Annotated in this window: 20 protein-coding genes; 3 read left to right on the top strand and 17 right to left on the bottom strand. The window is 41.9% G+C overall.

The genetic code is table 11. The features are described 5' to 3' along the window. The first annotated feature begins 143 nt into the window (after positions 1-143). A complete protein-coding gene (locus HT728_RS05255; RefSeq protein ID WP_173234213.1) occupies positions 144-1,310 on the top strand; it encodes an IS30 family transposase in 1,167 nt (388 codons plus the stop codon). Between the two features lie 221 nt (positions 1,311-1,531). On the opposite strand, the gene HT728_RS05250 is transcribed toward HT728_RS05255, so the two are convergent. From HT728_RS05250 to HT728_RS05200, 10 genes are all read right to left on the bottom strand, one after another. After that, entirely contained in the window at positions 1,532-2,596 is a 1,065-nt protein-coding gene (locus HT728_RS05250) for a HAMP domain-containing sensor histidine kinase (RefSeq protein ID WP_173234211.1), read from the bottom strand. Further along, positions 2,593-3,291: a response regulator transcription factor gene (locus tag HT728_RS05245; protein ID WP_000520643.1), complete on the bottom strand. Its 699-nt coding sequence runs from the start codon at positions 3,289-3,291 to the stop codon at positions 2,593-2,595. Before HT728_RS05245 ends, HT728_RS05250 begins: the two co-directional genes overlap by 4 nt. 166 nt (positions 3,292-3,457) lie before the next feature. Next, positions 3,458-5,701, bottom strand: coding sequence for a PavB family fibronectin-binding SSURE repeat adhesin (locus tag HT728_RS05240; RefSeq protein WP_173234209.1), 2,244 nt, complete (start codon positions 5,699-5,701; stop codon positions 3,458-3,460). A 115-nt stretch (positions 5,702-5,816) separates the two neighbouring features. Next, positions 5,817-6,833: a glycosyltransferase family 2 protein gene (locus tag HT728_RS05235; RefSeq protein ID WP_173234207.1), complete on the bottom strand. Its 1,017-nt coding sequence runs from the start codon at positions 6,831-6,833 to the stop codon at positions 5,817-5,819. Between the two features lie 353 nt (positions 6,834-7,186). Further along, positions 7,187-7,852 carry a TrkA family potassium uptake protein gene (locus HT728_RS05230; RefSeq protein ID WP_173234205.1) on the bottom strand — a complete coding sequence of 222 codons (666 nt, stop codon included), beginning with the start codon at positions 7,850-7,852 and terminating at the stop codon, positions 7,187-7,189. 13 nt (positions 7,853-7,865) lie between these two features. Beyond that, positions 7,866-9,245: a potassium transporter TrkG gene (locus HT728_RS05225; RefSeq protein ID WP_173234203.1), complete on the bottom strand. Its 1,380-nt coding sequence runs from the start codon at positions 9,243-9,245 to the stop codon at positions 7,866-7,868. Positions 9,246-9,306: 61 nt separating this feature from the next. Next, positions 9,307-10,071: a nucleoside phosphorylase gene (locus tag HT728_RS05220; protein ID WP_173234201.1), complete on the bottom strand. Its 765-nt coding sequence runs from the start codon at positions 10,069-10,071 to the stop codon at positions 9,307-9,309. Positions 10,072-10,739: 668 nt separating this feature from the next. After that, positions 10,740-11,297 (bottom strand): sugar O-acetyltransferase, encoded by a 558-nt coding sequence (locus tag HT728_RS05210; RefSeq protein WP_173234199.1) that lies wholly within the window; start codon positions 11,295-11,297, stop codon positions 10,740-10,742. A 102-nt stretch (positions 11,298-11,399) separates the two neighbouring features. Then, positions 11,400-12,254 (bottom strand): VOC family protein, encoded by an 855-nt coding sequence (locus HT728_RS05205; RefSeq protein ID WP_173234197.1) that lies wholly within the window; start codon positions 12,252-12,254, stop codon positions 11,400-11,402. 240 nt (positions 12,255-12,494) lie between these two features. Further along, positions 12,495-13,733: a carbohydrate-binding domain-containing protein gene (locus HT728_RS05200; RefSeq protein ID WP_173234195.1), complete on the bottom strand. Its 1,239-nt coding sequence runs from the start codon at positions 13,731-13,733 to the stop codon at positions 12,495-12,497. Between the two features lie 229 nt (positions 13,734-13,962). On the opposite strand from HT728_RS05200, the gene HT728_RS05195 reads away from it, so the two are divergent. After that, positions 13,963-14,739 carry a polyphosphate polymerase domain-containing protein gene (locus HT728_RS05195; protein ID WP_173234193.1) on the top strand — a complete coding sequence of 259 codons (777 nt, stop codon included), beginning with the start codon at positions 13,963-13,965 and terminating at the stop codon, positions 14,737-14,739. Beyond that, positions 14,732-15,415 carry a DUF4956 domain-containing protein gene (locus tag HT728_RS05190; protein ID WP_173234191.1) on the top strand — a complete coding sequence of 228 codons (684 nt, stop codon included), beginning with the start codon at positions 14,732-14,734 and terminating at the stop codon, positions 15,413-15,415. Before HT728_RS05195 ends, HT728_RS05190 begins: the two co-directional genes overlap by 8 nt. A 225-nt stretch (positions 15,416-15,640) precedes the next feature. Here the strand turns inward: HT728_RS05190 and HT728_RS05185 are convergent, their stop codons facing one another. From HT728_RS05185 to HT728_RS05155, 7 genes are all read right to left on the bottom strand, one after another. Next, positions 15,641-17,689, bottom strand: a complete 2,049-nt coding sequence (locus tag HT728_RS05185; RefSeq protein WP_173234189.1) for a hypothetical protein — start codon at positions 17,687-17,689, stop codon at positions 15,641-15,643. Positions 17,690-18,318: 629 nt separating this feature from the next. After that, complete coding sequence (locus HT728_RS05180; RefSeq protein ID WP_173234187.1) at positions 18,319-19,506, bottom strand: CAP domain-containing protein; 1,188 nt, start codon at positions 19,504-19,506, stop codon at positions 18,319-18,321. A gap of 143 nt (positions 19,507-19,649) precedes the next feature. Further along, positions 19,650-20,687 (bottom strand): aldose epimerase family protein, encoded by a 1,038-nt coding sequence (locus HT728_RS05175; protein ID WP_173234185.1) that lies wholly within the window; start codon positions 20,685-20,687, stop codon positions 19,650-19,652. A gap of 114 nt (positions 20,688-20,801) precedes the next feature. Further along, positions 20,802-21,968 (bottom strand): SIS domain-containing protein, encoded by a 1,167-nt coding sequence (locus HT728_RS05170; RefSeq protein ID WP_173234183.1) that lies wholly within the window; start codon positions 21,966-21,968, stop codon positions 20,802-20,804. Positions 21,969-22,330: 362 nt separating this feature from the next. Further along, positions 22,331-22,735 carry a PTS sugar transporter subunit IIA gene (locus tag HT728_RS05165; protein WP_173234181.1) on the bottom strand — a complete coding sequence of 135 codons (405 nt, stop codon included), beginning with the start codon at positions 22,733-22,735 and terminating at the stop codon, positions 22,331-22,333. Between the two features lie 6 nt (positions 22,736-22,741). Next, positions 22,742-23,557, bottom strand: coding sequence for a PTS system mannose/fructose/sorbose family transporter subunit IID (locus tag HT728_RS05160; RefSeq protein ID WP_000185297.1), 816 nt, complete (start codon positions 23,555-23,557; stop codon positions 22,742-22,744). Then, positions 23,544-24,449, bottom strand: a complete 906-nt coding sequence (locus tag HT728_RS05155; RefSeq protein ID WP_050236526.1) for a PTS mannose/fructose/sorbose/N-acetylgalactosamine transporter subunit IIC — start codon at positions 24,447-24,449, stop codon at positions 23,544-23,546. The genes HT728_RS05160 and HT728_RS05155 overlap by 14 nt, the downstream gene beginning before the upstream one ends. Positions 24,450-24,466: the final 17 nt, after the last annotated feature.

Raw genomic sequence — 24,466 nt, 5'->3', positions numbered from 1 at the left:
TTAGTTTGGGAATTTACCTGCCAGAGAGGTTTGTAACTTCTCAAAGTAACTTCCACTTGCCTGACCAAAGTGGAAATTAGTCTAAAACGGATTTTTATGGTGGAATTAAGTGTGAGACGTTAGAGTTAGAAATGAGGCTCACTATGACAAAACATAAACACCTTACCCTTTCAGACCGCAATGATATCCAATTAGGCTTAGAGCGCAGTGAAACCTTCAAAGCTATTGGACAATCCATTCTAAAAGACCCGACTACTGTTTCTAAAGAAGTCAAACGAAACAGACAAGTCCGAGAGTCTACATGCCATAACCTTCCTTGCCCTCTACTCGACAAAGCTCCCTTTGTCTGTAACGGCTGCCCTAAAAGAAGACAGAATTGTGGCTATAAGAAGATCTTCTACCTCGCTAAGCAAGCTCAAAAACAATACGAACAAACTCTTGGCGAAGCTCGTGAAGGAACTCCCCTCAATTCCAAGACCTTCTGGGACATGGACAAAGTCATTTCTGATGGGGTTAAAAAAGGACAACACATCTATCATATTCTCAAAACTCATAACCTTGATGTCAGCTCCTCAACTGTCTATCGACACATCCGAAAAGGGTACCTATCTATCGCTCCGATTGATCTTGCCAGAGCCGTTAAATTCAAAGAAAGACGAAAAAGTAAGCTACCTTCCATCCCTAAAGAAGCTAAAAAAGGCCGTTCCTATGAGGATTTCCAAAACTATTTAGCACTGAATCAACTAGACTCTTGGCTGGAAATGGATACAGTTCTGGGGAGGATGGGAGGTAAAGTCCTACTCACCTTCAATCTATCTTTCTGTAACTTTATCTTCGCTAGGCTTCTGGATAATAAAACTGCCCTTGAGGTTACCAAACACCTCTATGACATCAAGAACACTCTTCACCAAGCTGCCAAAGATTTCTTCCAACTCTTTCCTGTCATCCTGACAGATAATGGTGGAGAGTTTGCCAGGGTTGATGATATCGAAATGGATGTGCGAGGAGAGAGTAAGCTATTCTTTTGTGACCCTAATCGCTCTGACCAGAAAGGGAGAATTGAGAAAAATCACACGCTGATTCGCGACATTCTACCCAAAGGAACTTCTTTTGACAACTTAACTCAAGAGGACATCAATCTCGTCTGTTCGCATGTCAACAGCGTCAAACGTGCTGCTTTAAATGGAAAGTCAGCCTATGAGCTCTTTGCCTTTACCTATGGAGAAGAGATTCCTAAGCTTCTCGGCATTTCTAAAATACCTGCAGAAGACGTCTGCCAGTCGTCTACATTACTTCAACATAAGTTCTAAAAACTAACCTAAAACCCTATTCAAACGTCTCACACTAACTTCCACCATAGCGGAACTTAATCTGAAACGCTTTCAGATGAGGGGATTTTGTGCGCTCTTTTTTTCGATTCATTTTAGTTACAAAAGCGATGAAATCAAGCATGATTAAAACCAGTGGAACTTACTCTGACACGGATTTCCACTGGTTTTTAGGATTTTTATCAGACTAACTTCCACTTGGATTAGCGGTGGAACTTAGTTTGGGAATTTACCCCAGAGAGGTTAAGAAGGAGGGTAAAGGTGCTTCCGAGGCCGTACTGGCTAGTAACTGTGATTTCTCCACCCAATTGATGGGCCAATTCACGCGCAATCGCAAGACCCAAGCCATGACCACCTGTCTTCATATTACGCGAAGTTTCTACACGATAAAGGCGTTTGAAAATATTCTCCAAGTCCTCTGGGGCAATCCCCTGTCCTTCATCGGTCACACTGATTGAAAGCTGGTGCTTCTCCAGCTTAGCCACCACTTCCAGCTTGGTTCCTGGAGCAGAGTATTTAAAAGCATTATTAACCAGATTCACCAAGATACGAGAAAGCTTGGCATAATCCCCCTCAATTCGGGCAGACTCTGGGATTACCTGTAAGTGGACATCTCTTCTCTCCTGCTCAATCAAGAACTGAAATTCACTCATGCACTCAATCAAGAGCTGATCCAGAAAAATACTGTCTTTACTAGTCATATCCGCCTGATTTCTAGCTGTGTTTAGGGTCAAAAAATTCAACTCTTCAACCAATTTATTGAGCCTTTCCGTCTGACGCCCAATGGTTGCTAGATAATGAGCTTGCTCCGACTCCTTGATAACCCCATCTAAAATCCCTTCTACCGTCGCTTGGATTGAAGTGATAGGAGTCTTAATATCATGCGAAAGTTGAGCAATCATCAAGCCCTTTTCTCGTTCGCTTTCTTCCAAGGAATCAAAGCTTGCCTGCAAATCATGGGACATTTCATTAAAAGCTTGCCCTAATTGTTGAAATTCTAAAGGGCCTTGAACCTCCAAATTTGAAGGAAAATCCTTGTCCGCTACCCGCTTGGCATGTTCCTTGAGTTTGCCCAACGACGTAAAGACCGGTGATAGGAGAAAGAGACTAATCCCAGCACCGACAAGGCTGGCAACGATGGTCATCCCAAGCAAAAAGTAAATCTCGCTTTTCTCAATCAGCATTTTTTGAACAGCCCAAAAAACAACCAAAATGGTTAAGAGGGTTGAAATAATATATCCAACCAAAATATAACTTTTTAGTTTCATGTTTGTCCTCTCGGTTTCTCTATCTTATATCCCAACCCCCAAACTGTCTTAATAGTGGGCGTTTGGTCACTACTATATTTTGCCAACTCCTGTCGAAGAGCATGGATATGCACATTCAAGGTATTGGTATCATCCACATAGTCTTCTTGCCAAACCTTTTCATAGAGGTCTGTCTTGGAGAAAACTCGCTCTGGATTGCTAGCTAAAATCCACAGCAATTCAAATGATTTAACAGTCAAATCCAGCATTTCTTCTCCTATTTGAACTTCATGACTACTATGATTCATTTTCAGATTACCAAGGGAAATCAGCTCTGTTTCGCCCCCACGATGAAGGCGGCGCAAAATATTATGGACACGCAAAACCAGCTCACGAGGGCTAAAGGGCTTAGCAATAAAATCATCTGCTCCCAAGCTCAGGCCGTAAATCTTGTCCTGTTCACTGGTCTTAGCAGTAATAAATAGGAAAGGCTGCTCTGGTGATAAGTATTGAACCTCACTGATTAAATCATAACCATCCATCCGAGGCATCATGACATCTGTGATAATCAAATCAATCGGTTTTTTCTTGAACAGCTCTAGCGCTTCCAGTCCATCATGGGCTACCAAGACCTGATAACCTGCCTGAATTAAGTATCTCTGATGAATATCGGTGATTTCTACCTCGTCGTCAACGAGTAAAATTGTCTTTCCCATCTGTCTCTCCTTTGATAAAAACAGTGCTATACTGCTTTAAGTATAACACTATTTTTATTGTTTTACGATGATTTTAATCTGCTATTGAAAGAAAGTCCTGATTGCTGATTGAGTTGGTAAACTAGCCTTAGTCAGCCTACTATCCCTCATTTATTTCCTTAGCTGATTAGTTTTCTTCTTTTTTGTTTTTCAAACCTAGACCACCGAGTAAACCTGCAAGCGCAAGCCCAAGGAAACCAATACTTGCCATTGATGTTTGAGCTTCACCAGTATTTGGTAGCATAGCTTTATCATCTGACATCATCTTGTCTGACATCATCGTATCAGCCATCTTGTTAGCAGAAGCAGCCATGTTTTCACCTGCCATCGTATTGGTAGAGCTTGTCATGGTGTCAGCAGGCATGCTATCTGTAGTACCTGGAGCTGGAGTCTCAGTCTTCATACCTGATTTTTCCATTTGGTCATTTGCTGGCATTGCTTTATCAGTCTCTTTGGCTGGTGCCATCATGTCCTTATGGTCAGCAGCCGTTTGATGAGTCGCACCTGTAGCATGACTGTGATTCATCGGAGTCACGCCAGAACCAGAGTTAGAAGGTGAGAAAGAACCATTTGCTGTGTCTGATGTTTCTTTAACATTTATCTTAATAGTAACTTTTTTAGTTGCTACGATATTTGTCAAATCTGCTTTACCATCTTTGTTGCCATAGACATTGACTGTAGCGCTGTAAGTTTGAGTACCGTTTGCTCGGAACTGGTCGATGAGTTCTTGTTTTTCTTTGCCAGCCACGTTTCCGTCCAAGGCTACTTGGTAGAAGTATTGACCTTTGGTCTTCACATTTTCACCTAGTGGAGATAGGGCTGGATTTTTAGCGTCGCCATTATCTGACCATGGAGCCTTGTCAGATGCTTTGAGCAAGAGACGAGTCAACATGCCATCACCTGCGAAGAGTTCATATGGAATCACATGGTTAACACCTGCTGTGAATGGACCTTCGCCCTTGGCTTTTTCTAGGTAGGCTGCTGGAACATCGATACTGTCTTTAACGTTATCTTTAACAGCTTTTTCGACAGTTTCTTTAGCAACTAATCCATTGATGTTGATGTCTACATTTTTAGTAGCAACTAGATTAGTCAAGTCAGCTTTACCGTCTTTATTTCCGTAAACTTTAACAGTAGCTTTATAAGTTTGAGTACCATTAGCACGAAGCTGATCAATTAAATCTTGACCTTGTTTACCAACAGTATTGCCATTTAAGTCTACTTCATAGAAATATTGACCTTTTGTTTTCACATTTTCTCCTAATGGAGATAAAGCAGGATTTTTAGCTGTACCATTATCTGACCATGGAGCCTTATCAGAAGCTTTGAGCAAGAGACGAGTCAACATACCATCACCTGCGAATAGTTCATAAGGAATTACTTGGTTTACACCGGCAGTGAAAGGACCTTTTCCTTCAGCTTTTTCAAGATAAGCTGCTGGAACATCGATACTGTCTTTAACGTTGTTTTCAACTGCAGAGTTAACATCGCTTCTTGTTACAAGACCGTTCAAGGTAATATTGACATTACGTGTCTTGACAACCTTAGTCAAATCAGGTTTATCTCCGGCTGCTTCATAGACAGTCAGGGTAGCTTCATAGGTATTTGTACCATTAGTACGAAGTGTATCTAATAAATCCTGACCCTGCTTACCTGTGGTGTTACCATTCAAAGATACTTGATAGTAATACTTGTCATCAGGTAAATTTTTCACTGGTGGAATTTTCTCGTTTTGAGCGACACCGTTATCTGACCATGGAGCCTTGTCAGATGCTTTGAGCAAGAGACGAGTCAACATACCATCGCCTGCGAAAAGTTCATATTTAAGTGGTTTGTTTACACCAGCCAAGAAAGGACCGGGAACTTTGGCTTGTTCTAGGTAGCCAGCTGGGACATCGATACTGTCTTTAACATCCTCATCGACAGCTTTTTCAATATCTGCTGGAGTTGCTTGTGTCCCTGCCACATCAGCTGTATCTACAGCTTCTTTTAAGACATCTGTTAGCTCTGGATTTTCTTGTTCTTCTTCACCTTTTTCAAAAAGTGTATCCAGACGAGAAGGGCTTGTTTCCTCGCTCACTTCAGTTCCTTCTGTAGGTGTCGGAAGTGAATTCGTATTTCCAGCAACGACCTCAGGTTTCGCTTCAGCAAGAACGGTGTCTCCCTGAGTTTCTGCTAAGTCACCCTCTTTCGTTACCGATTCCCCTTCGGGTAAGACTTGAGCAGGGGTTGGATTGAGCCCATCGGCACGTACAGAACTTGGCTGACCAACTAGGACAAAGAAGCCACTAGCCACAACAACTGAGGCAACACCGACACTAAGACGGCGAATAGACCAACGAGTATATCTTTGATTTGGATTGAATTTCATAGGATTCTCCTTAGAGTTTTTCTTTATTTGATGACTCTAGTATAATCTCCTAAAATTAAAAAGGACTAAGAAAAAGTTAAAATTTTTCTTAAATCCCTCTTATAAAATACTTATATCAATTAAATCCATAAACAGATTTGGTGATTTGATAGACAACATTGGACAGTTTGCGAGCTGGCAAGACAGAATGTTTGGTCAAACGGCTCAACATGGTTTTGCGAATAGCCTGAAAGACCTCTGGATTTTCCCGCTGAATATAGGTCCACAGCTCCCGTTTTTTTGCCAGATGTTCCGCTGTTCCAGCTCGGTTGAGCAAGGCACTGGAAATCACCGTCGTGATTTCAATATGATTCAGCAAATATTCTCGCATTTTGGGGTGGCTCACTTGGGATAAATCAAGCTGGTCTACCAAGAGTCGATTGACCTTGAGTTGCTGGTCAATGCGCTTAATCATCACTTGCTCATTGACAGACTGGTCCTCACGCCCAATCAAATAACGATAGAAATCGACAGGCAGATAGTACATGGTCTTGACCTGCTGGAGGGGCGTAAAGACAAAGAGATTATCGACATAAAAAGTATGTTCAGGCAGTTGGAACTGGCTAGCACGCAACAAATCTGTCCGATAAATCAGCGAATGCATCATGATATACTGGCCTTTGGAGAAATTTCCGACCTGGTCCCAGCCAAAAATCTGCCGAACAGGCAAGACTGACTCATAACTCATACTCTTCTTACGAGACTGACCTTCCTTTTCATAGACAAAATTAGTCACAAAGGCATCTACCTCTTGACCCTCGCTCTCTAGTTCCTGCAAGGTTTCCAAAATTTTCAGGTAAGCACGAGGATCCACCCAGTCATCACTGTCAACTACTTTAAAATAACGCCCAGAAGCCTCTGCCAAGCCACGATTGACCGCACCGCCATGGCCTTTATTTTCCTGATAAATGGCTCTAACGATGCTAGGATACTTTCTGGCTAAACGCTCAGCGATTTCCTGAGTCTGGTCCTGAGACCCGTCATTGATAATCAAAATCTCAACTTGCTCACCACCAATCACTAGCGACTCCACACAGTAATGAAGATAGGCTGCAGCATTATAGCTAGGAATGGCGATAGACAATAACTTCATAATCTGCTCCTTTAGGGGACTGATTTTTTCTTATACTCTTCGAAAATCTCTTCAAACCGCGTCAACGTCGCCTTGCCGTATATATGTGACTGACTTCGTCAGTTCTATCTGCAACCTCAAAACGGTGTTTTGAGCTAACTTCGTCAGTCTTATCTGCAACCTCAAAGCAGTGCTTTGAGCAACCTGCGGCTAGTTTCCTAGTTTGATCTTTGATTTTCATTGAGTATTACTCTCTCTTATCACTTCTTTCTATTTTACCATAAAGTCCAGCCTTTGAAGAACTTTTACTAGAATACAAGGCTTCTGTCTCTCGTTGCCATCTTGGGCATCAAAAAAGAGGGAAGCTCCCTCTTTTACGAATTCAATGCTGCTAGGGTATCCAAATACTGGTTGTTGATGACCGCCAAAATATAGGTATCTGCCCTCAAGAGGTCATCTGGTCCAAATTCAACATCCAATGGGGAATTTTCCTGCTCTCGGAAACCCAAAATATTCAGATTGTATTTGCCACGGAGGTCTAATTTACTCAGACTTTGACCTGCCCAAGACTGAGGAATTTTCATCTCCACAATAGAGACATTTTTATCCAACTGAAAGACATCAACACTATTATGGAAAAGAATGGTCTGTGCTAGAGACTGCCCCATTTCATACTCTGGCGAGATAACCGAGTCAGCTCCAATCTTTTCTAGCACTTTCTTAGCAGTATGACTTTTGACTTTGGCAATAACAGTCGGTACCCCCAAACTCTTACAGTGCATAACCGCAAGCACACTCGACTCCAGATTTTCACCTGTCGCGACTACAACGGTATCGCAGGTATCAATCCCTGCTGATCTCAATAATTCTTCATCTGTGATGTCACCAATCACTCCACGCGCCAAAACTGGCTCAAACTGATTGATGCGCTCTGCGTGGTCATCAATGGCGATAATATTCATATCCTGCTTGGCTAGGGCAGCTAGGACACTGCTCCCAAAAATTCCCAAGCCTAAAATTCCAATCGTACGATCTGACATGCTCTTTCCTTTCTTAACCAATACTAATATCTGCTTTCATATAGTGAATCATATCTTTCTTTTCTGGATGGTAATCTGCTAGACTGACCAGCAGGGTCAAGGGACCAATTCGTCCGATAAACATGAGAACCATAATCACACTTAGAGCTAATTTCCCTAAATCTGGAGTTAAATTCGCCGTCACTCCGACTGTCCCAAGAGCAGAAATGGTTTCAAATATGAGGTGGATAAAGGGAGGATTTCCCTTGGCTGTCATCCCTAGTAAAATCAAGCCCAGCAAGAATGTCATCAAAAAGATAATAAAGACACTAAAGGATTTTTGAACGGTTCGTGGCGCAATCGTCCGTCGAGCGACATTGGCATGAGGCAAGCCCAAAAGCTCACTCCGCGCAAAGACCAAGAGGACAAAAAATGTGGTAATCTTGAACCCCCCAGCTGTTCCTCCTGGAGCCCCACCTAGAAACATCTGCAAGATATAAATCAATAAGGTAACAGGACGAGCCATGCTGTAATCAATTGTCCCAAAACCAGCCGTTCTCATGCTGACAGTTTGGAAAAAGCTGACCAAGACCTTATCTGCAACAGGGAGATTACCAATCGTCCCTGCATTGTTCCATTCAAGAACGAGACTGCTCACCGTCCCAAAAGCTAGGAGCCCCACCGTCAGTAATAAAACCAGTTTGGTGTGAAAATGCAGGCGCCCTTTTTTCTTTTTCCCTATATGCGTAGCAAGGTCAAACCAGACCATAAATCCAAGACCACCTGTGATAATCAAACCTGCGATGACCAGATTAACCAAGGGATCAGTCTGAAAAGCAATCAAGCTCGTACTTCCAAAATTATCAAAACCGGCATTACAGAAGGCGGATATAGCTAGAAAAATAGCACTAAAGAGACCGCGCCCCCAGCCAAGTTGAGGAACAAAACGAAAACTGAGGAATAGAGCTCCCAAACCCTCAACCAAAAAAGTCGTGAGAAAAATAGAATAGACAAACTTTCTCAAAGATCGAGTCTCTCCATAACTAAAACTATCCTGAATAGTTGCACGGCTACGAAGACTAAGCTTTTGCTTGCTCTGGATATAGAAAACCCCAATAAAGGTCATGAGCCCCAGACCACCAATCTGAATCAAGAACATACAAATGAGCTGACCCCAAATATTGTAGGTGGCAGCGACAGGCTGGGTAAAAAGACCTGTCACACAGACCATGGATACGGTTGTAAAGAGATGATCAAAATAAGTCGCTCGTGAGCTTTCAACTTGGACAAAAGGCAAGCTCAAAAGAAGAGAGCCTAGTAAAATAACCAAGGCGAAACTCAAAAAAATACGACGGGCAGGCGATAAACGAGATAAGCCTAGCTCTATTTTTTCCTTAGATAATTTGAATAACATACATCCATTGTACCATAAAAAGTAGGAGAGTAGCTATATCTGAAAGGCTATATCTGAAAGGCTATATCTGAAAGGCTATTTCAAGACAGAGTTCCAAGGCCTTATCAAAAGCTTCTGAACCCCAGTCACGACTATCGTACTGGTCCAAGTCAGCTAAGGAATCAGCTGTGAACAACAACTCTCCCCAGAGAGCGCCACGCAGTTGGGCTACTGCCGCAAGCGCAGAACACTCCATCTCCACAACAGCACAGCCTTCTTCCTTACGATAAGCCACCTTTTCAGCCGTTTCTCGGTAAAAACCGTCTGTCGTCCAGGTCATGACTTCTTCATAAGGAATCTCTCTAGCTTCCAAAACTTGCTCAATAGCAGCAATAGCCTCTGGCTGCATTTCCATATAACGAGAAGGTGCCACATAGTGGTAACTGGCTCCTTCATCTCGCAGAGCGCGAACAGGGACTAGAAAGGCATTTTCCTCTATATCGGCTAAGACACCACAGGTACCTGTGGAAATAATCTGCTCCACACCATAGCCAATCAACCAATCCATAAACTGGGCTGCTGGAGCTGAACCAACAGGAGCCTGAGCCAGACAGACCTCCTCACCCTCATAGTTGATGACATAGACTAGATAGGTCTTGGTGGCAGAAACAAATTCACCGACACAGTTGGCCCCTACTTCCCTCGCATAGCGGTCAATCTCCTCATCTAAAAAAGCATAGACACACTTCTTTGGCAACTGTAAATCCAACCCCTCGTGATTGGGCATGATAACCGCCTGAGGATTATCATCAAACTCTAAAATGGGAATCGCGTGTTTCTGAATCATAACCTACCTCCTCTAATTTTGTACTATTGTATCAAAAATTGACGGAGTGTCAAGGAGGGGCTGATGAACTGAGGAGAGAAACAATACAATAACAATATTTTTGACAGAGACTCTTTTTAATGGTACAATGGACTTGCTTAAAAGTTCGATGAAATAAGCACATAAGAAAACACCACCGGTTGCCGCCAGTGGTGTTTTTTTGCGCTTGCTCAAGGCGCTCAGGCTATTTCTTTTTCTTGTCGCATTTGCTTGCTACAAATCGGATAAGCCACTCCGATAAGACATTCGCTAGTGTACCAGCAAGAATAGGTAGCAAGACAAGTTCGATGAAATAAGCACATAAGATTACCTCCTGCCTGCGCAGTCTAGTGTTTGCGACCTTACTATTGTATCATCTTTGACTGAAAATAAATAGAAAAAATCATTGACATCATCGAGTCATCCACAAAAACTCTCTCCTACACTAGTACTTCTTGCATCAAAAAGCATCCCAGTTACAAGATGATTTAAAATTGATCAATGAAGCAGACTTGCTAAGATATAGAGTAAGTAAATGTGGGTTGGGTAAAAAATATAGAAGAAGTTTTTATCTCCACTCCCTTTTTCTCCATTATAGAAGAACAAGGGAATGACAGAAAAGAAACAACACCCGCTGTTCCTTTCTACTTCTATTTCACAGGTATCTCCTTAATCACGCGCGCAGGATTGCCACCTAACACAACATTATCTCCAAAGGACCTGGTAATCACGGCCCCTGCTCCTGCGACAACATTATTCCCAAGTGTAACTCCAGGCAGTACAATGACGCCACCACCAGCCCAGAAATTGTCTCCGATTGTGATAGGCTTACCGTACTCGATACCTGAATTGCGCTCATGTGGATCCAGCGGATGAAGTGGAGTCAGGAACTGACAGTTGGGACCAATCATGGCATTGTCTCCAATACGAATCGGACAAACATCCAGCATGGTCAAGTTCCAGTTAGAATAAAAATTTTCCCCTAGATGGATATTGATTCCATAATCGACCACCAGGCGCGGATTGATATAAAGATTTTTCCCAGTTGAGCCAAACCAAGCCTTAATGATTTCAGCTCCCTTCAAGAGATCTTCTTCCTTATTAAAAGCAGCCTGTTTTTGGCGAGAAGCCTGAGCCAAGGCACGCAGTTCTGGATCCGACGGACGGTAAAACTCTCCTGCTATCATTTTCTGGTATTCACTGGTCATTGCATTCTTCTCCTTATTTCCTACTATCATATCAAATTTTCTACATATCTGACTAGGATAAGGAGCACTTTCTACAATTTATACTCTAATTTCCATCACATCCTATCTAGCTAAGCGGATACGCGTCACGATTCCATCTGGGTCTGTCACTTCTAACTGAGTTGATGTCAGCCACTTGATAGGCGCTTCAACTTCTTGTCCTCTTTCGGCAATTGCTAGAAGTTCTTCTTTGCTTGCGACTTCAATGACATAGTAGGCTAAGCCGGGTAATCCTTGTTCATTTCTGGGTAGCCTTTTTCCTCCCCACTCGTTGACTGCTAAATGATGATGATAATCCCCAGACGCAATCCAACTAGCGCTAGGCACACTGAATTTATCCTCTAGTCCTAACACTTTTTGATAAAACTGGCTGGATTTTCGACTATCCCTGACAGAAAGATGAATATGCCCCATACGCGTAGTAGAGGCTATCTCAAAAGGTTCTACTTTACATCCCATCTCATATATTTCTTGAGCAGATAAGGCTTCAGTCACTCCGACAATGCGCCCATCCTCAAGAATATCCCAGTCCTCTACAGGCTTATCCCGATAAATTTCAATCCCGTTCCCTTCTAAATCTTCCAGATAGATTGCTTCACTGTAGCCATGATCCGCCCCACCGACTAGCTGAATTTGCAGCTCTGCTATATGCTTAAACAGATTTGCCAAATCCTCACGACTTGGTAAAAGGATAGCTAGGTGATAGAGACCATAGTGATCTTGCACCTCCTCTAGCCTGTCTGTTTTCAGTAAATGAACCAAAGCCTTTCCACCAGCTCCTAAAATACTTTCAGATTCTGTCTGAGAAAGGATTTTCAAACCTAGAATCTGATGATAAAAGGCAGTCTGACTTGCCAAATCCTTAACATTTAAAACAGCCTCTGCCAAATAAATCTTACTATTGTATGCGTAGGTCATCTATTTCTCCTTTGTTTTTTATTGTAACTTTATTTATTACAACATTATACTCCTTTTTTACTTGGAGTCAAGTAGAACAACTCAAATAGCAGGACAAAACGATGTTGGGCAAAAAGTCGACTTCAGGAGAAAATGAAGTAAATCTCCCCACAATAAAACACATAGTACCAAGGTTTCTCAAGACCTGATACTATGCGTTTTTCTGATTTCAAAGACTTCTTGTCCAGCCTAGTTTTCTGTTTATCCTCGTCCGCCAGGGGCTGGACCGCCGCCTTGAGGACCTCCATTCGGACCGCCGCCTCCAGGCATAGAATTGACAATATCAGTTTGTTTTTCGCCGTTGATGTAAATATCCCCACCTGTATAGGTTGCTGTTCCATCAAAGTCAAAGCCTGATTGTCCTATCAATTTAATGGTTCCGCCTGTGACTGTGATATTCCCGTTTGAGTCAATCGGATCTGTGTCCCCTTGACCGACTTCGACAGTTAGATTTCCACCTGTCATGGTAAAGTAAATGTCACTTTGCTGGGCATTTTTATTGGCTGCATTGACTCCATCATCTGTCGAGTAGACATTGATATCACCACCATTGATCGTAATGGCTTTCCCTTCAATTCCTTCAGTCGCATTCTTGACTGTGTAAGTACCACTATCAATCACTAGGTTGCCAGAAGCGTGAATGCCGTCATCGCCTGCTGTGACTGTTATGGTATTGTTCGCCAAATACATATTTCCCACAGTCATATCGTCATCATTGTCAACTTTGACACCATCTTCCTTGGCATCGATCGTCATGGTCGTACCAGTGATGTTAAGTTCATCATTGACATTAAAGGCATCGCCTACCGATGTGATGTTAAAGGTTCCACCTGTGATGTGGAGGGTGTCGTTAGCCTTGATAGCATTGCTTTTCTTGCCATCTACATTGAGAGTTCCTGAACCATTGATGGTCAAATCAACCTTAGAAAAGAGAGCGGCATTTGCCTTTTCATCACTATTAGAGCTTGAGTCGGACAGGCTGTTTGTCGTTCCTTCTGCCAGAGTTAGGTAGACATGACCGGCTGATGTCGCTGAAATAGCCGCATCTGTATTAGTCATGGTCGCGCCTTTGAGAACAAGTTTCACATCATCAGACTTATCAGCTGCAATTTTAATTTGCACTCCGTCAGACTGACCAGAAATGACATAGGTACCTGCTTTTGAGATAGTCACTGTTGAGCCAGAAACTGTCACACCGTCTCCAGAGACACTTGCAGATGAGCCCGACAATTCAATCTTAGAGGCTGTATTTTCATCATAAGATGTATCGTAGTCCTTTTCTGTAAAATAAGAAGATTGACTGTTTTTAGTTGAAGTTGTAATAGCAGTGGTATCTGCCGCTGCAGTTGTATTTGACTTGGTCGTTGACTGCCCACAAGCTGTCATCAAGGTCAAAGCTGTTAAACTGGTTAAGATTAGAGTCCATTTTTTTGATTTCATACTTTTTTCCTCGCCTTCATTTAGCTTGAGCTTAGTTTACAGGGGAAATCTGAAAAAAGTCTGAACTTTTTCTGAAAGTTTTCTTAAATTCAGTTTCAGTTAAGTTATCTTTAACAAAAGTTTTAGGAAAGTTCCCTAGACTAGTCACAAGCAAGTGCAACTTGCCCAGACACACCTATCTGCTGATAAGATAGAGTGCTGAAACAGTTTGATAAAGGAGACAGGATTTATGAAACCAATTGAAACAAGCTTTAAACGAATTGAAACCAAATATGTCGTTGCCAAGACTGACTTGGCTGATTTAATAGAAGACTTAAAAATATACCTCGTCGAGGATGATTATCCAACTTCAACCATTTCCAACATCTACTTTGATACAGAGCAATTTGATATGATTCAGGAGGATGGCCAAGGTACTAAGCGTAAAGAAAAGATTCGGATGCGAACCTATCTAAGTCAAGTCCAGCCCGATAGTCAGGTATTTTTAGAAATCAAATCCAAGGACAGGACTGGTGTCGGACGAAAATATCGTCTCTTGTCGAATCCCCAATCTATCACCCAGTTTATGACTAAAGGACAGCTGGATAGCAGCATCAAGGACCAAATGATGATTGAAAAAATCCAGCAACTCCAAGAGGAATATCAGCAAGCCATCATCCCTCGTATGTATATCTACTACGACCGCTTTTCTCTCAAGGAAAAGAAAGAAATTAGCGGATTTCCCTACAATAAAATTCGTGTCACCATTGACCAAAATCTAACCTATCGTGATGAGAATGTCAGTTTATTCTCAGGAAAGGACGGTTTCCCTCTACTAAACGAGGACATTGTCATCATGGAAATCAAAGCTCCGGGTAGAAAACCCCAATGGCTACAAGATATTCTAGACCAATATGGACTGGTAGAGCAGAAATTTTCAAAATACAGCTGCGCCTACCACAAGTCTCAGGGGCTGGACTATAGCCCACGACCAAGCACAGAAAGTGTAGGTACTACTTATGTCTAATCTTTTCAACTCTATCTTCAACGACACAACTGCCACTGCCAATCCTATCCAGCTCTTTCTGGCTCTCTTGGTCAGCCTGATTTTAGGTTTGGCGCTGACCTGGGCTTACAAACACCGTACCCTCTATACACGGGAATTTGCTGTTAGTTTGACACTACTCCCCTGCTTGATGACCTTGGTCATCTTTCTGGTAAATGGTAGCTTAGGAACCTCTATTGCCGTTGCAGGAACCTTTAGCCTCATTCGTTTCCGTTCAGCCACCAGTGGCTCACGGGAACTAATTGCTATCTTTCTTGCTATGATTATTGGGCTGGCAGCAGGGACAGGCTACCTAGCCTTAGCTGTTCTCTTCACTGTCTTTATCTTAGCGGTATGGCTTCTTTTAGAAAAGCAACAAAGCAAGAGCAATCACCAACGTCGCAGACTATTAACTATCACAATCGCCAACCAAGAAAATCAACTTCAAACTATCCAATCTGGGCTATCACAATTCTGTACTGAGTTAGACCTCATCTCCATTGATACCAGCAATGATGGAGAACAAGTCACCACTGTCTACGAAGTGGATTTCAAGGCTCAAACCGATGATTTTCAAGTCATCCATTACCTCACTAAAGAACAGGATACTTACCAGGTTTCCCTGACCAAGAATGCCAAGAAGAGAAAGAATTTGTAATTTTCAAATCAAATAGCAAACTAAGAGTCTCTTGAGTGCCGCCATTCTTTACCAATCAAAAAACTCCGTAGTCTCTAGCGCCATAGATCAGGCTAGAGATTACAGAGTTATTTTTTAATCTAAACTTCCTACAAGAGTATATTATCTACTGAAAGGATATGGTATTTGTAGGGAATACTTTAAAGAGTTCTTACAGGAAGTCAGTATTAACTAGTTATATTAGATTTAGTTTACCCATTCACCATTGGCATTGACTCTATAGCCATCTACAGTTGTGTTGACTGCAAGGGCACCTGAGCCATTGACATAGTACCATTTGTCTGATACTTTGAACCATTGGCTTGCTTTCATAGCACCTGATGCTTCAAGATAGTACCAGGTATCTCCATCTTTCACCCAACCTGTTGCCATTGAACCATTAGCGTTTAGGTAGTACCATAAGCCGTTGACTTTAGCCCAACCTGTTGCCATAGCGCCGTTAGCGTTGAGGTAGTACCATGAGCCATTGTATTGGAGCCATCCTGTCGCCATAGCGCCATTGCTGTTGAGGTAGTACCATGAGTCATTGTTTTGTAGCCAACCTGTTACCATAGCACCATTAGCGTTTAGGTAGTACCATGAACCGTTGTCTTGTAGCCATCCTGTCGCCGTTGAACCATCAGTATTGTAGAAGTACCACATACCGTTTTCTTGTTTCCAACCTGTTTTTGGAGCGGCTGGTTTAGCTGGTTCTACTACAGAATATGAGCTGTATGATGGAACATATGAAGGGTATGAAGGGACATATGTCGGATTAGATGGTCTTGCAGGAACAGAAGGTTGTGCTGGAGTGTCTCCAGCTGGTTTTGGAGCTGGGGCTGGAGTTTCTGGAGCTGGTTGAGATGGCTCTTCAGCTGGTTTTTCTGCTGGTTTTTCCGCTGGTTTTTCTGCTGGAGTTTCTGCTGGTTTTTCCGCCGGTTTTTCCGCTGGTTTTTCTGCTGGTTTCTCCGCCGGTTTTTCTGCCGGTTTTTCTGCTGGTTTCTCTGCCGGTTTTTCCACTGGTTTTTCTGCTGGTTTCTCCGCCGGTTTTTCCGCTGGTTTTTCTGCTGGTTTTTCTTTAGCTTTATCTTCTTCTGCAGCTTTCTTATTTAATTCATCGATAAATTTTTCAGCTTGTTTTGCAGTTAAGCCTTTTTTGAAGCCTTCTACAATTTGTTTTCTTGTTTCATCTGATGCTGCTTTTAATGCTGCAATTGTATCAGCTTTTGCTTTTGCTTCTTCTGGACTATTAGTTTCAGCTTTTTCTAATTCTGCGATTGCTGCTTTCAATGCTGCATCATAGTTTGCTAAAAATTCTTCCTGAGCCGCTTTCTCTTTTTCTGCTGACTTTTTATTTGCATCATCGATTGCTTTTTCAGCGTCTTCTGCAGTTAAGCCTTGTTTGAAACCTTCTACGATTTTAGCTTTTGTTTTATCTGCTTCTGCTTTTAATTTTGCAATCGTATCTTGAATTTGTTCTTCTATTTCAGGATTATTTTTTGCATCTTCTTCTAATTTTGCAATCGTATCCTTTAATGCCTTGTCAAAATTAGCTAAAAATTCTTTTTGAGCAGCTGCTTCTTCCTTAGCTTTTTCTGCAGCTTCTTCTGCAGCTTTTTTATTAGCTTCATCTATTGCTTCTTCAGCGTCTTCTGCAGTTAGACCTTCTTTGAAGCGTTTTTCATAGTCAGCCTTCTGGGCCTTAGTTCGTTTTTCAAATTCATCAATAAACCCTTGAATTTGGTTTTGTAATTCTGGATTTTCTTTTGCATTGTCTAAATCTTCTTTTAATTCTTTAACTATAGCTTCTGCAGCTTTATCAAAATTAGATAAGAATTCTTTTTGAGCAGCTGCTTCTTCCTTAGCTTCTTTTTCTTCTGCAACTTCCTCTTCTTTAGCTTTTTCTTCTACTTCTTCTTCAGCCTTTTCTACAGTTAGACCTTCTTTGAAGCGTTTTTCATAGTCAGCCTTCTGAGCTTCAGTTCGTTTTTTAAATTCATCAATAAACCCTTGAATTTGTTTTTCTAATTCTGGATCTCCTTTTGCATTCTCTAAATATTCTTCTAATTCTTTAACTATAGCTTCTGCAGCTTTATCAAAATTAGATAAGAATTCTCGTTGCTTCTCTGATAAAGATTGTTCGACAGCTTGTGGAGCGTCTTCTGCTCTTACAACAGTAGGCTGAGACGCAACAAAACCAGCCCCTAAGATAGCGACGCTGGCTAGACTTGTTAAAATCATTTTTTTCTTATTCATCATTTACCTCTTTTCTGATAATCATTTTCAGACTATGCCTATATTAAGTATACCCCCCCCACAAATCTTTGTCAAGTGTTTTATATTAAATTTTTGTTACATTTTTGTTCGGGATTTTATTTGTTTTATCAAAGTTTTTATGAAAATTGTTTTGAAAACTTTCGTATTTCTTTACATTTTCTTTCCTAGAGTTTCTCTTTTATTCTGGTGTGTATTTGCTTCTCACACTGCTTTTCTATTGCAGATGAGACTCAATGAAAATCAAAAAGCAAACTAGGAAGCGAATCGTAGGTTGCTCAAAACACTGTNNAACACCGTTTTGAGGTTGTGGATAGAACTGACGAAGTCAGTAACATATATACTGCAAGGCGAAGCTGACGTGGTTTGAAGAGATTTTCGAAGAGTATAAAGCTCACATTCCAGAAATAAACAGATACCAAAAGCAAATGTTCAAACTTGATTTTTGAATTAGGAATACTCCAGCGATGACTCGTCCTTATTTTCAGTGAATAGCAACTGACTCGAGACACTCCAAAAAAGAGGTCAATGTTCGCCATCAACCTCTTTCTTATCGTTCATTCTTGTTGCTAGTGAGACGGATAACTTACCTCTCAGTCGGCATGTTCAGCCTAGCTTACCCATTCACCATTAGCATTTACACGGTAACCATCTGGTGTTGTTGTGTTCACAGCCAAAGCTCCTGAACCATATGCATAGTACCAGTACTTGCCTACTTTAAACCAACCTGTCTTCATGATACCTGATTCATCAAGGTAATACCAGGTACCATTTTCCTTGTACCAGCCTGTTTTCATAGCTCCTGAGCCATCAAAGTAGAACCATCTGCTACCATCTGTTCCCCAGCCTGTAAACATAGCACCTGAATTGCTCAAATAATACCAGCTACCAGAAACTTTTACAAATCCAGTCTGCATAATACCTAAGTCATTCAAATAGTACCATTTACCATCTGTTTTCACCCAGCCTGTCTTCACATCACCAGACTCATAAAAATACCACTTGCCATTAGACTGCACCCAGCCAGACTGATCAGACGTAGACGCTCTAAAATCTTTCAGTGGTTTTTCTACAACCGTAGCTTTAGTTTTAACTGTTGAAAGGTTTGAGGCAGTCACTTCTGTGTACTGAACAGCAGAACCATATCCACCAGCCAATTCCTCTGAAGAAGCATCATCACCTAGAGTTTGAGCGATTGTAATAGCTTTGTATTGATTGTTAGGATTTTTAAAAGCTGCCATTCCCATGTGTGTAAATTTAGGGTTAATTAGCGACTCATAGTGACCAGATTTCCCGTTGTCTGAACCACTATTTTTTTTCTTCACATAATCTGCTTTTTCAGAACGCCATTGTTCAATAGCTTTTAGAAAACCGTCATGATTCCATGCCAAATTTTCTCCCATCATGCTGTTACCAGTTGGAAAGGCGCTCCAGATTTCTTTATTAGAAAGACGCTCATGTTTCATAGTCACAGATGCTTCTGTAGCTCTAACAAAAGCTGCCTTTTCTAGGTCAGTTGACCATTTGATAGGGACATACTTATCTACCAAACCTTCGTCAGCTGCTTCTTTACGAATAGCATTAATGGCATCCAAAATAGATTGTTGATGAGGAGCTACAAATTCTCCTTTGATTCCAACCAAAACATTGCCACTAGAAGGTTTTAGCACCTCTGAGGTCAATACATTACCATCAGCAGATTGCGTTGCCACCAATCTGTCATTGGCAAAAACATCATTTGTCAAAACTGCTCCTGCCAAGGTCAAAGCCAAAGCACTAGCAAATACAATTTTCTTCATTGTTTACTCCTTATATCTTTTGAATCGTATCTTGATAAATACTTTTTGACACTTAATTATATCATATTTTCCTATTCTTTGCCTGTTTCTACTAGTGTTATAAGGCAAATGCTATTCACCCCGCAAAGTAGAAACTTCATTCTTTACTTCACAACAAGTTCATAACGTGTCTTACTTGTGAAGGTTTGACCGGCTTTAAGGATGACTTGGTCTCTGAGGTCACTGTGAATGGCATCTGGTAAAGCTTGCGCTTCAAGGGCAATCCCATTGTGCTGTACCATTGGCTGACCCCCTATGATGACACTTTCATCCACAAAGTTTGCTGTGTAGACTACAAAACAAGGAGCCTCTGTCTTGAAGAGCAAGAAGCGACCTGAGTTTTGGTCATAAAGGAAACCAGCATTGTCATGACTTGCAGGAAGAGCGATTGGATGATCCAAACCAGATACCAGTTGGATTTGCTCATCTTCTTCTGCAAAAATATCCTTCAACAAGGCACCATTGTAGATGTGTTTGGCCACATCACGGTCGGCTTCTGGAGTTTTGGCTGAAACACCGTCGGGAGCGATTGGGTAAATCCCCTCTGTGTTTAGCTGGAAGACATGGCGGTCAATCGTCTTTGTGAAATCACCAGACAAGTTGAAATAACTGTGGTTGGTTGGATTGACCAGCGTATCCTGATCTGTTGTTACCTTGTAGCTGATTTCGTAGGCACCAGTTTCTTCCAAGTGGTAACTGATCCAAATCTTGAGGTTACCAGGGAACCCTCCTGTCCCATCTGTACGCTCTGTGTAGAGGGTCAAGCCATGATTACTTACTTCTACAACTTCAAACAAGCTGGAATCCCAACCAGTTGAACCACTGTGGTTACAGTTGCTAGCATTGTTGACTTCAAGGTCATAAGTCTTGCCATTGAGCTCAAATGTCGCACCAGCAATACGTCCTGCTACAGGCCCTACACTAGCCCCATGCTTGGGACTATTGCCTACATAGCTATCAAAGTCATCAAATCCCAAGATAACATTGGCAAAATTTCCAGCCTTGTCAGGTGTGACATAACGCAAGATGGTCGCACCATAAGTCATAACCTCAAGCTGGTAGCCACCGTCTGTCTCAAAGCGATAGGCCAAGACATCCTTGCCCTCAACATTTCCAAATACACGCTCTGTGTATGCTTTCATTCTGTTCTCCTTTTACTATTTCTCTCAAGCAAACAAACCATAGAAAGCGCCTTGACAATCTATGGTTTATCTGATGATTTACAAATCCTCTTTCAAGAATTCATAAACACTGTCTTACTTTTGATATTCGTGGATGATAACACCTTGTACCACACGGTTTACTGTACCAGTAGGAGACGGTGTATCTGGTTTGTTTTCTACCTTGAGTGAAGTCAATAGGGCAAAGAGTTGGGCATAAACGATGTAAGGGAAGACACGGTAAATATCATTCAAGACACCGCCACAACCAAGGGCCACTTCTTTGACATTTTCAAGACCAAAGGCTTGATCACTCAAAAGCACAACACGACGAGCAATTTGGTCACCAGCAACTTCACGAACCAAGTCCAAGTCGTACTTACGAGTGTAGTCTGTCGTTGTACCAAAGACCAAAACAACTGTATCTTCGTTGATCAGAGATTTTGGACCGTGACGGAAGCCGACTGGACTTTCATACATGGTCGCCACTTGGCCAGCTGTCAATTCCAAAATCTTGAGCTGAGCTTCATGAGCAAGACCGAAGAATGAACCCGCACCAAGGTAGATGACACGGTTAAAGTCTAGGTCAACAAGTTCTTTGACATCTTCTGCATTGTCTAGAATTTTACGAGCAAGACTAGACACCACTTCAAAACGTCCAGCTTTAACAGCAAATTCTGTAGGATCAAAGACCAAGAGAGCTGTCAACATCATAGACGTAAAGCTAGAAGTCATGGCAAATCCAGCGTCATTAGAAGCAGATGGTTGCAAAAGCAAGAGATTGCGGTCATCACCATGGGCTTGGAGAGCCAATTTACCGTCAGCTGCACAAGTAATCGTCACTTGATAAAGCTCATCCACCAAGGCTTTTGCCAAATCAACAGTCGCCACACTTTCAGGCGAGTTCCCACTACGAGCAAAAGACACAAGGACAGTTGCCACATCTTTTTTCAAATAAGTTTCTGGATTGGCAACGATATCTGTTGTCGCAATGGCATTAAAATTCCATTTGTGTTCGTCATAGACTTCCTTAAAGTAAGGTAGCAAGGTATCTCCCACATAAGCAGAAGTCCCCGCACCTGTCAAAATAACCTTGATATAGTCATGTTTATCAGCAATTCCTTGTAGGAAGGCTGCAATTTCTTCACGTTTTGCTTGATAAGATTCAAAAGCTTCTTTCCATACATCAGGCTGTTGGTAGATTTCACGTGTAGTGATTTCTGCACCCAATTCGAGCAAGTCTTCTTTTGTATAATGTAGCATTGAGTTCCTCTTTTTCTATTAAATATGGGAATGGGAGTAAGCCCCATTCCCATGTATATTCTATATCAGTTGTTCTGACGATGTTCACGTTGTCATATGAATTGAATCAAGTTCCAACTAAAACCTATGGGAAAAAGACCGATTATCGTCGGAGCATCGCTCCATCCTTCTATCGCCTATTTTCCCTGTGATTTTCACGCTGTCACATCGTATACTCAATGAAAATCAAAGAGCAAACTAGGAAACTAGCCGCAGGCTGCTCAAAACACTGCTTTGAGGTTGTAGATAGAACTGACGAAGTCAGTAACATATACCTACGGCAAGGCGACACTAGTATGGTTTAAAGAGATTTTCGAAGAGTATTATTCGTCTTCGTCATCATCGAAGCCAGCTAACAGGTTATTAACTTTCACAATGCTTTCTGCAGCACGGCTCTTGTAGTCCGCATCTGCGCCTGTAAGGCTCGCATTGATAAATTCAATCACCATTGGAAGATTCATCCCTGCATAAAGTTCGATGTCACGACCTTCCATAATCAAACGGCTTATCACGTTACATGGTGTTCCACCGAGAAGATCCGCAAAGACTAGGAAATCATCCAATCCTTCAATAGCAGCTTCAAATTTTGCAGTAAAGTCTTCTGGGCCATCTTCTGGAAGAAGAGCTACTGTGTAAATGTTGTCTTGTGGGCCCATAATCATTTCTGTGCTACCTTTAAGCTCCTCACAGAAGCGACCATGACTCACCAAAATTAATGATTTGGTCATAAGGAATTACATTCCAAATGCAAAGTGACCAAGGGCAGAAAGAGCCAAAGCAAGTACGATAATAATACCGATAGCTTTAGTAGAGTTCATACCTTTCTTACCAAGCAACCAGAAGATAAAGGCAGTAAAGATTGCTGGAAGCAAACGTGGAAAGATTTGGTTCAAGATGTCTTGGAAATCAATCATCTTTTCACCGATTGGCAACTTGTAAGAAATTTCAAAGTTAATCACTGTTGCTACAAGAGCACCCATCATGAAGACACCAAGTACAGATGCAGCGTCAATCAAAGCTGTCAAGGTACTTTGCATGTTGTTGATAAGGTTAACCCCTTCTTTGTAGGCAAATTCCAACTGTTTCCAACGGAAGATGTCATAAGCAACTGCAACTGCAATCCAAAGGAAGATACCCCAAGGTTGGCCAGCGATAGCCATAGTTGCTGCGACTGACCCCATGATAGCAGGTACAAGTGAACCAAAGATTGTATCCCCAAGAGGAGCGAATGGTCCCATCAAACCTGTCTTGATACCGTTAACGGCGTCTTTTGAACCCACACCATCTTTTTCTTCCATGGCAAGGTCAAAACCAGCGATAATGGTATGGAAGAATGGTGAAGTATTGAAGAATTGAGTATGAACTTTCATCATTTCTTTCAATTCAGGAGTTCCATCACCATACATTTTACGCAATTGAGGCAAGATCATGTAAAGGTAACCAGAAGCTTGCATACGTTCGTAGTTCCAACCTAATTGGAAAGTAAACAAGCTACGTTTGTTGATTTGATTAAAATCTTCTTTTGTTAGTTTGTAATTAGAATTCGTCATCTTCGATTTCCCCACTTTCTGATGGTGTAGAAGGTGCTGCTACAGCTACTTTTTGGCTATTTTTGAAGTGAAGCACTGCAAGGAAGATACCTACGATAGAGATACCAATCATAGACAATCCTTTGAAGTTGTTCACGAAACCAATTTTTTCAGCAACTTCAGCAGGAAGAGTACCTACGATACCAGCAACAGCGCCACCAAGACCTGTTACATATGAGTAAAGAACAGTCAACATAGCTGTCAAACCAAATCCCATAGCAAGGTAGTGAAGGTTACGTTTAACTGGAAGGTAACGAAGCAAGATTGCAAATCCAAGACCTGGAAGCATACGTCCTGCGAGTGTCAAACCATCTGCAATCCATTGGTATTCTGTAACGAAGTCTACTACACCTTGTACAAATTCACCACCAAAAGCAAGGGCAAAGAAGACTGGAAGGGCACGAGATAGAGCCCAAGGAATCGCACCAAGCAAGTAGTTGCGTTCAATACCTTTATAGTCATAGCGTTCGATTGCAGCATCCACACGGTGAGCGAAGAAGGTAGTTGTCATACGTCCAAGAACGTCGAAGTAAGTCAAGAGAGCTGCTACTGGTACAGCGATTGTAGTAATTGCAAGCGGTGCATCAATTCCTTGTGAAACAGAGAAGGCTGTCGCAAGAACCGCACCAGAAGTTGCGTCGATACGAGAAGCACCACCGAAGGTACCAACCCCAAGAACGAACAGTTGCAAGTTACCACCGATAAGCAGACCAGTAGTCACATCTCCCATGATTAAACCAGTAATGAAACCAGCAAATACAGGGGAACCTGCAGATGAAACGATCGTCAACTCATCACAGATTTGATAAGCTGAGTACAAAGTGAGAAGTAAAATTTGCCACCATTGTATCATAACAATGACCTCCTAAA

Source organism: Streptococcus sp. 544, from assembly GCF_013277385.1.
Lineage (GTDB): Bacteria > Bacillota > Bacilli > Lactobacillales > Streptococcaceae > Streptococcus > Streptococcus mitis_BA.
Note: the sequence above shows the minus strand (reverse complement) of the source record. Positions and strands in the feature narration are given on the sequence as shown.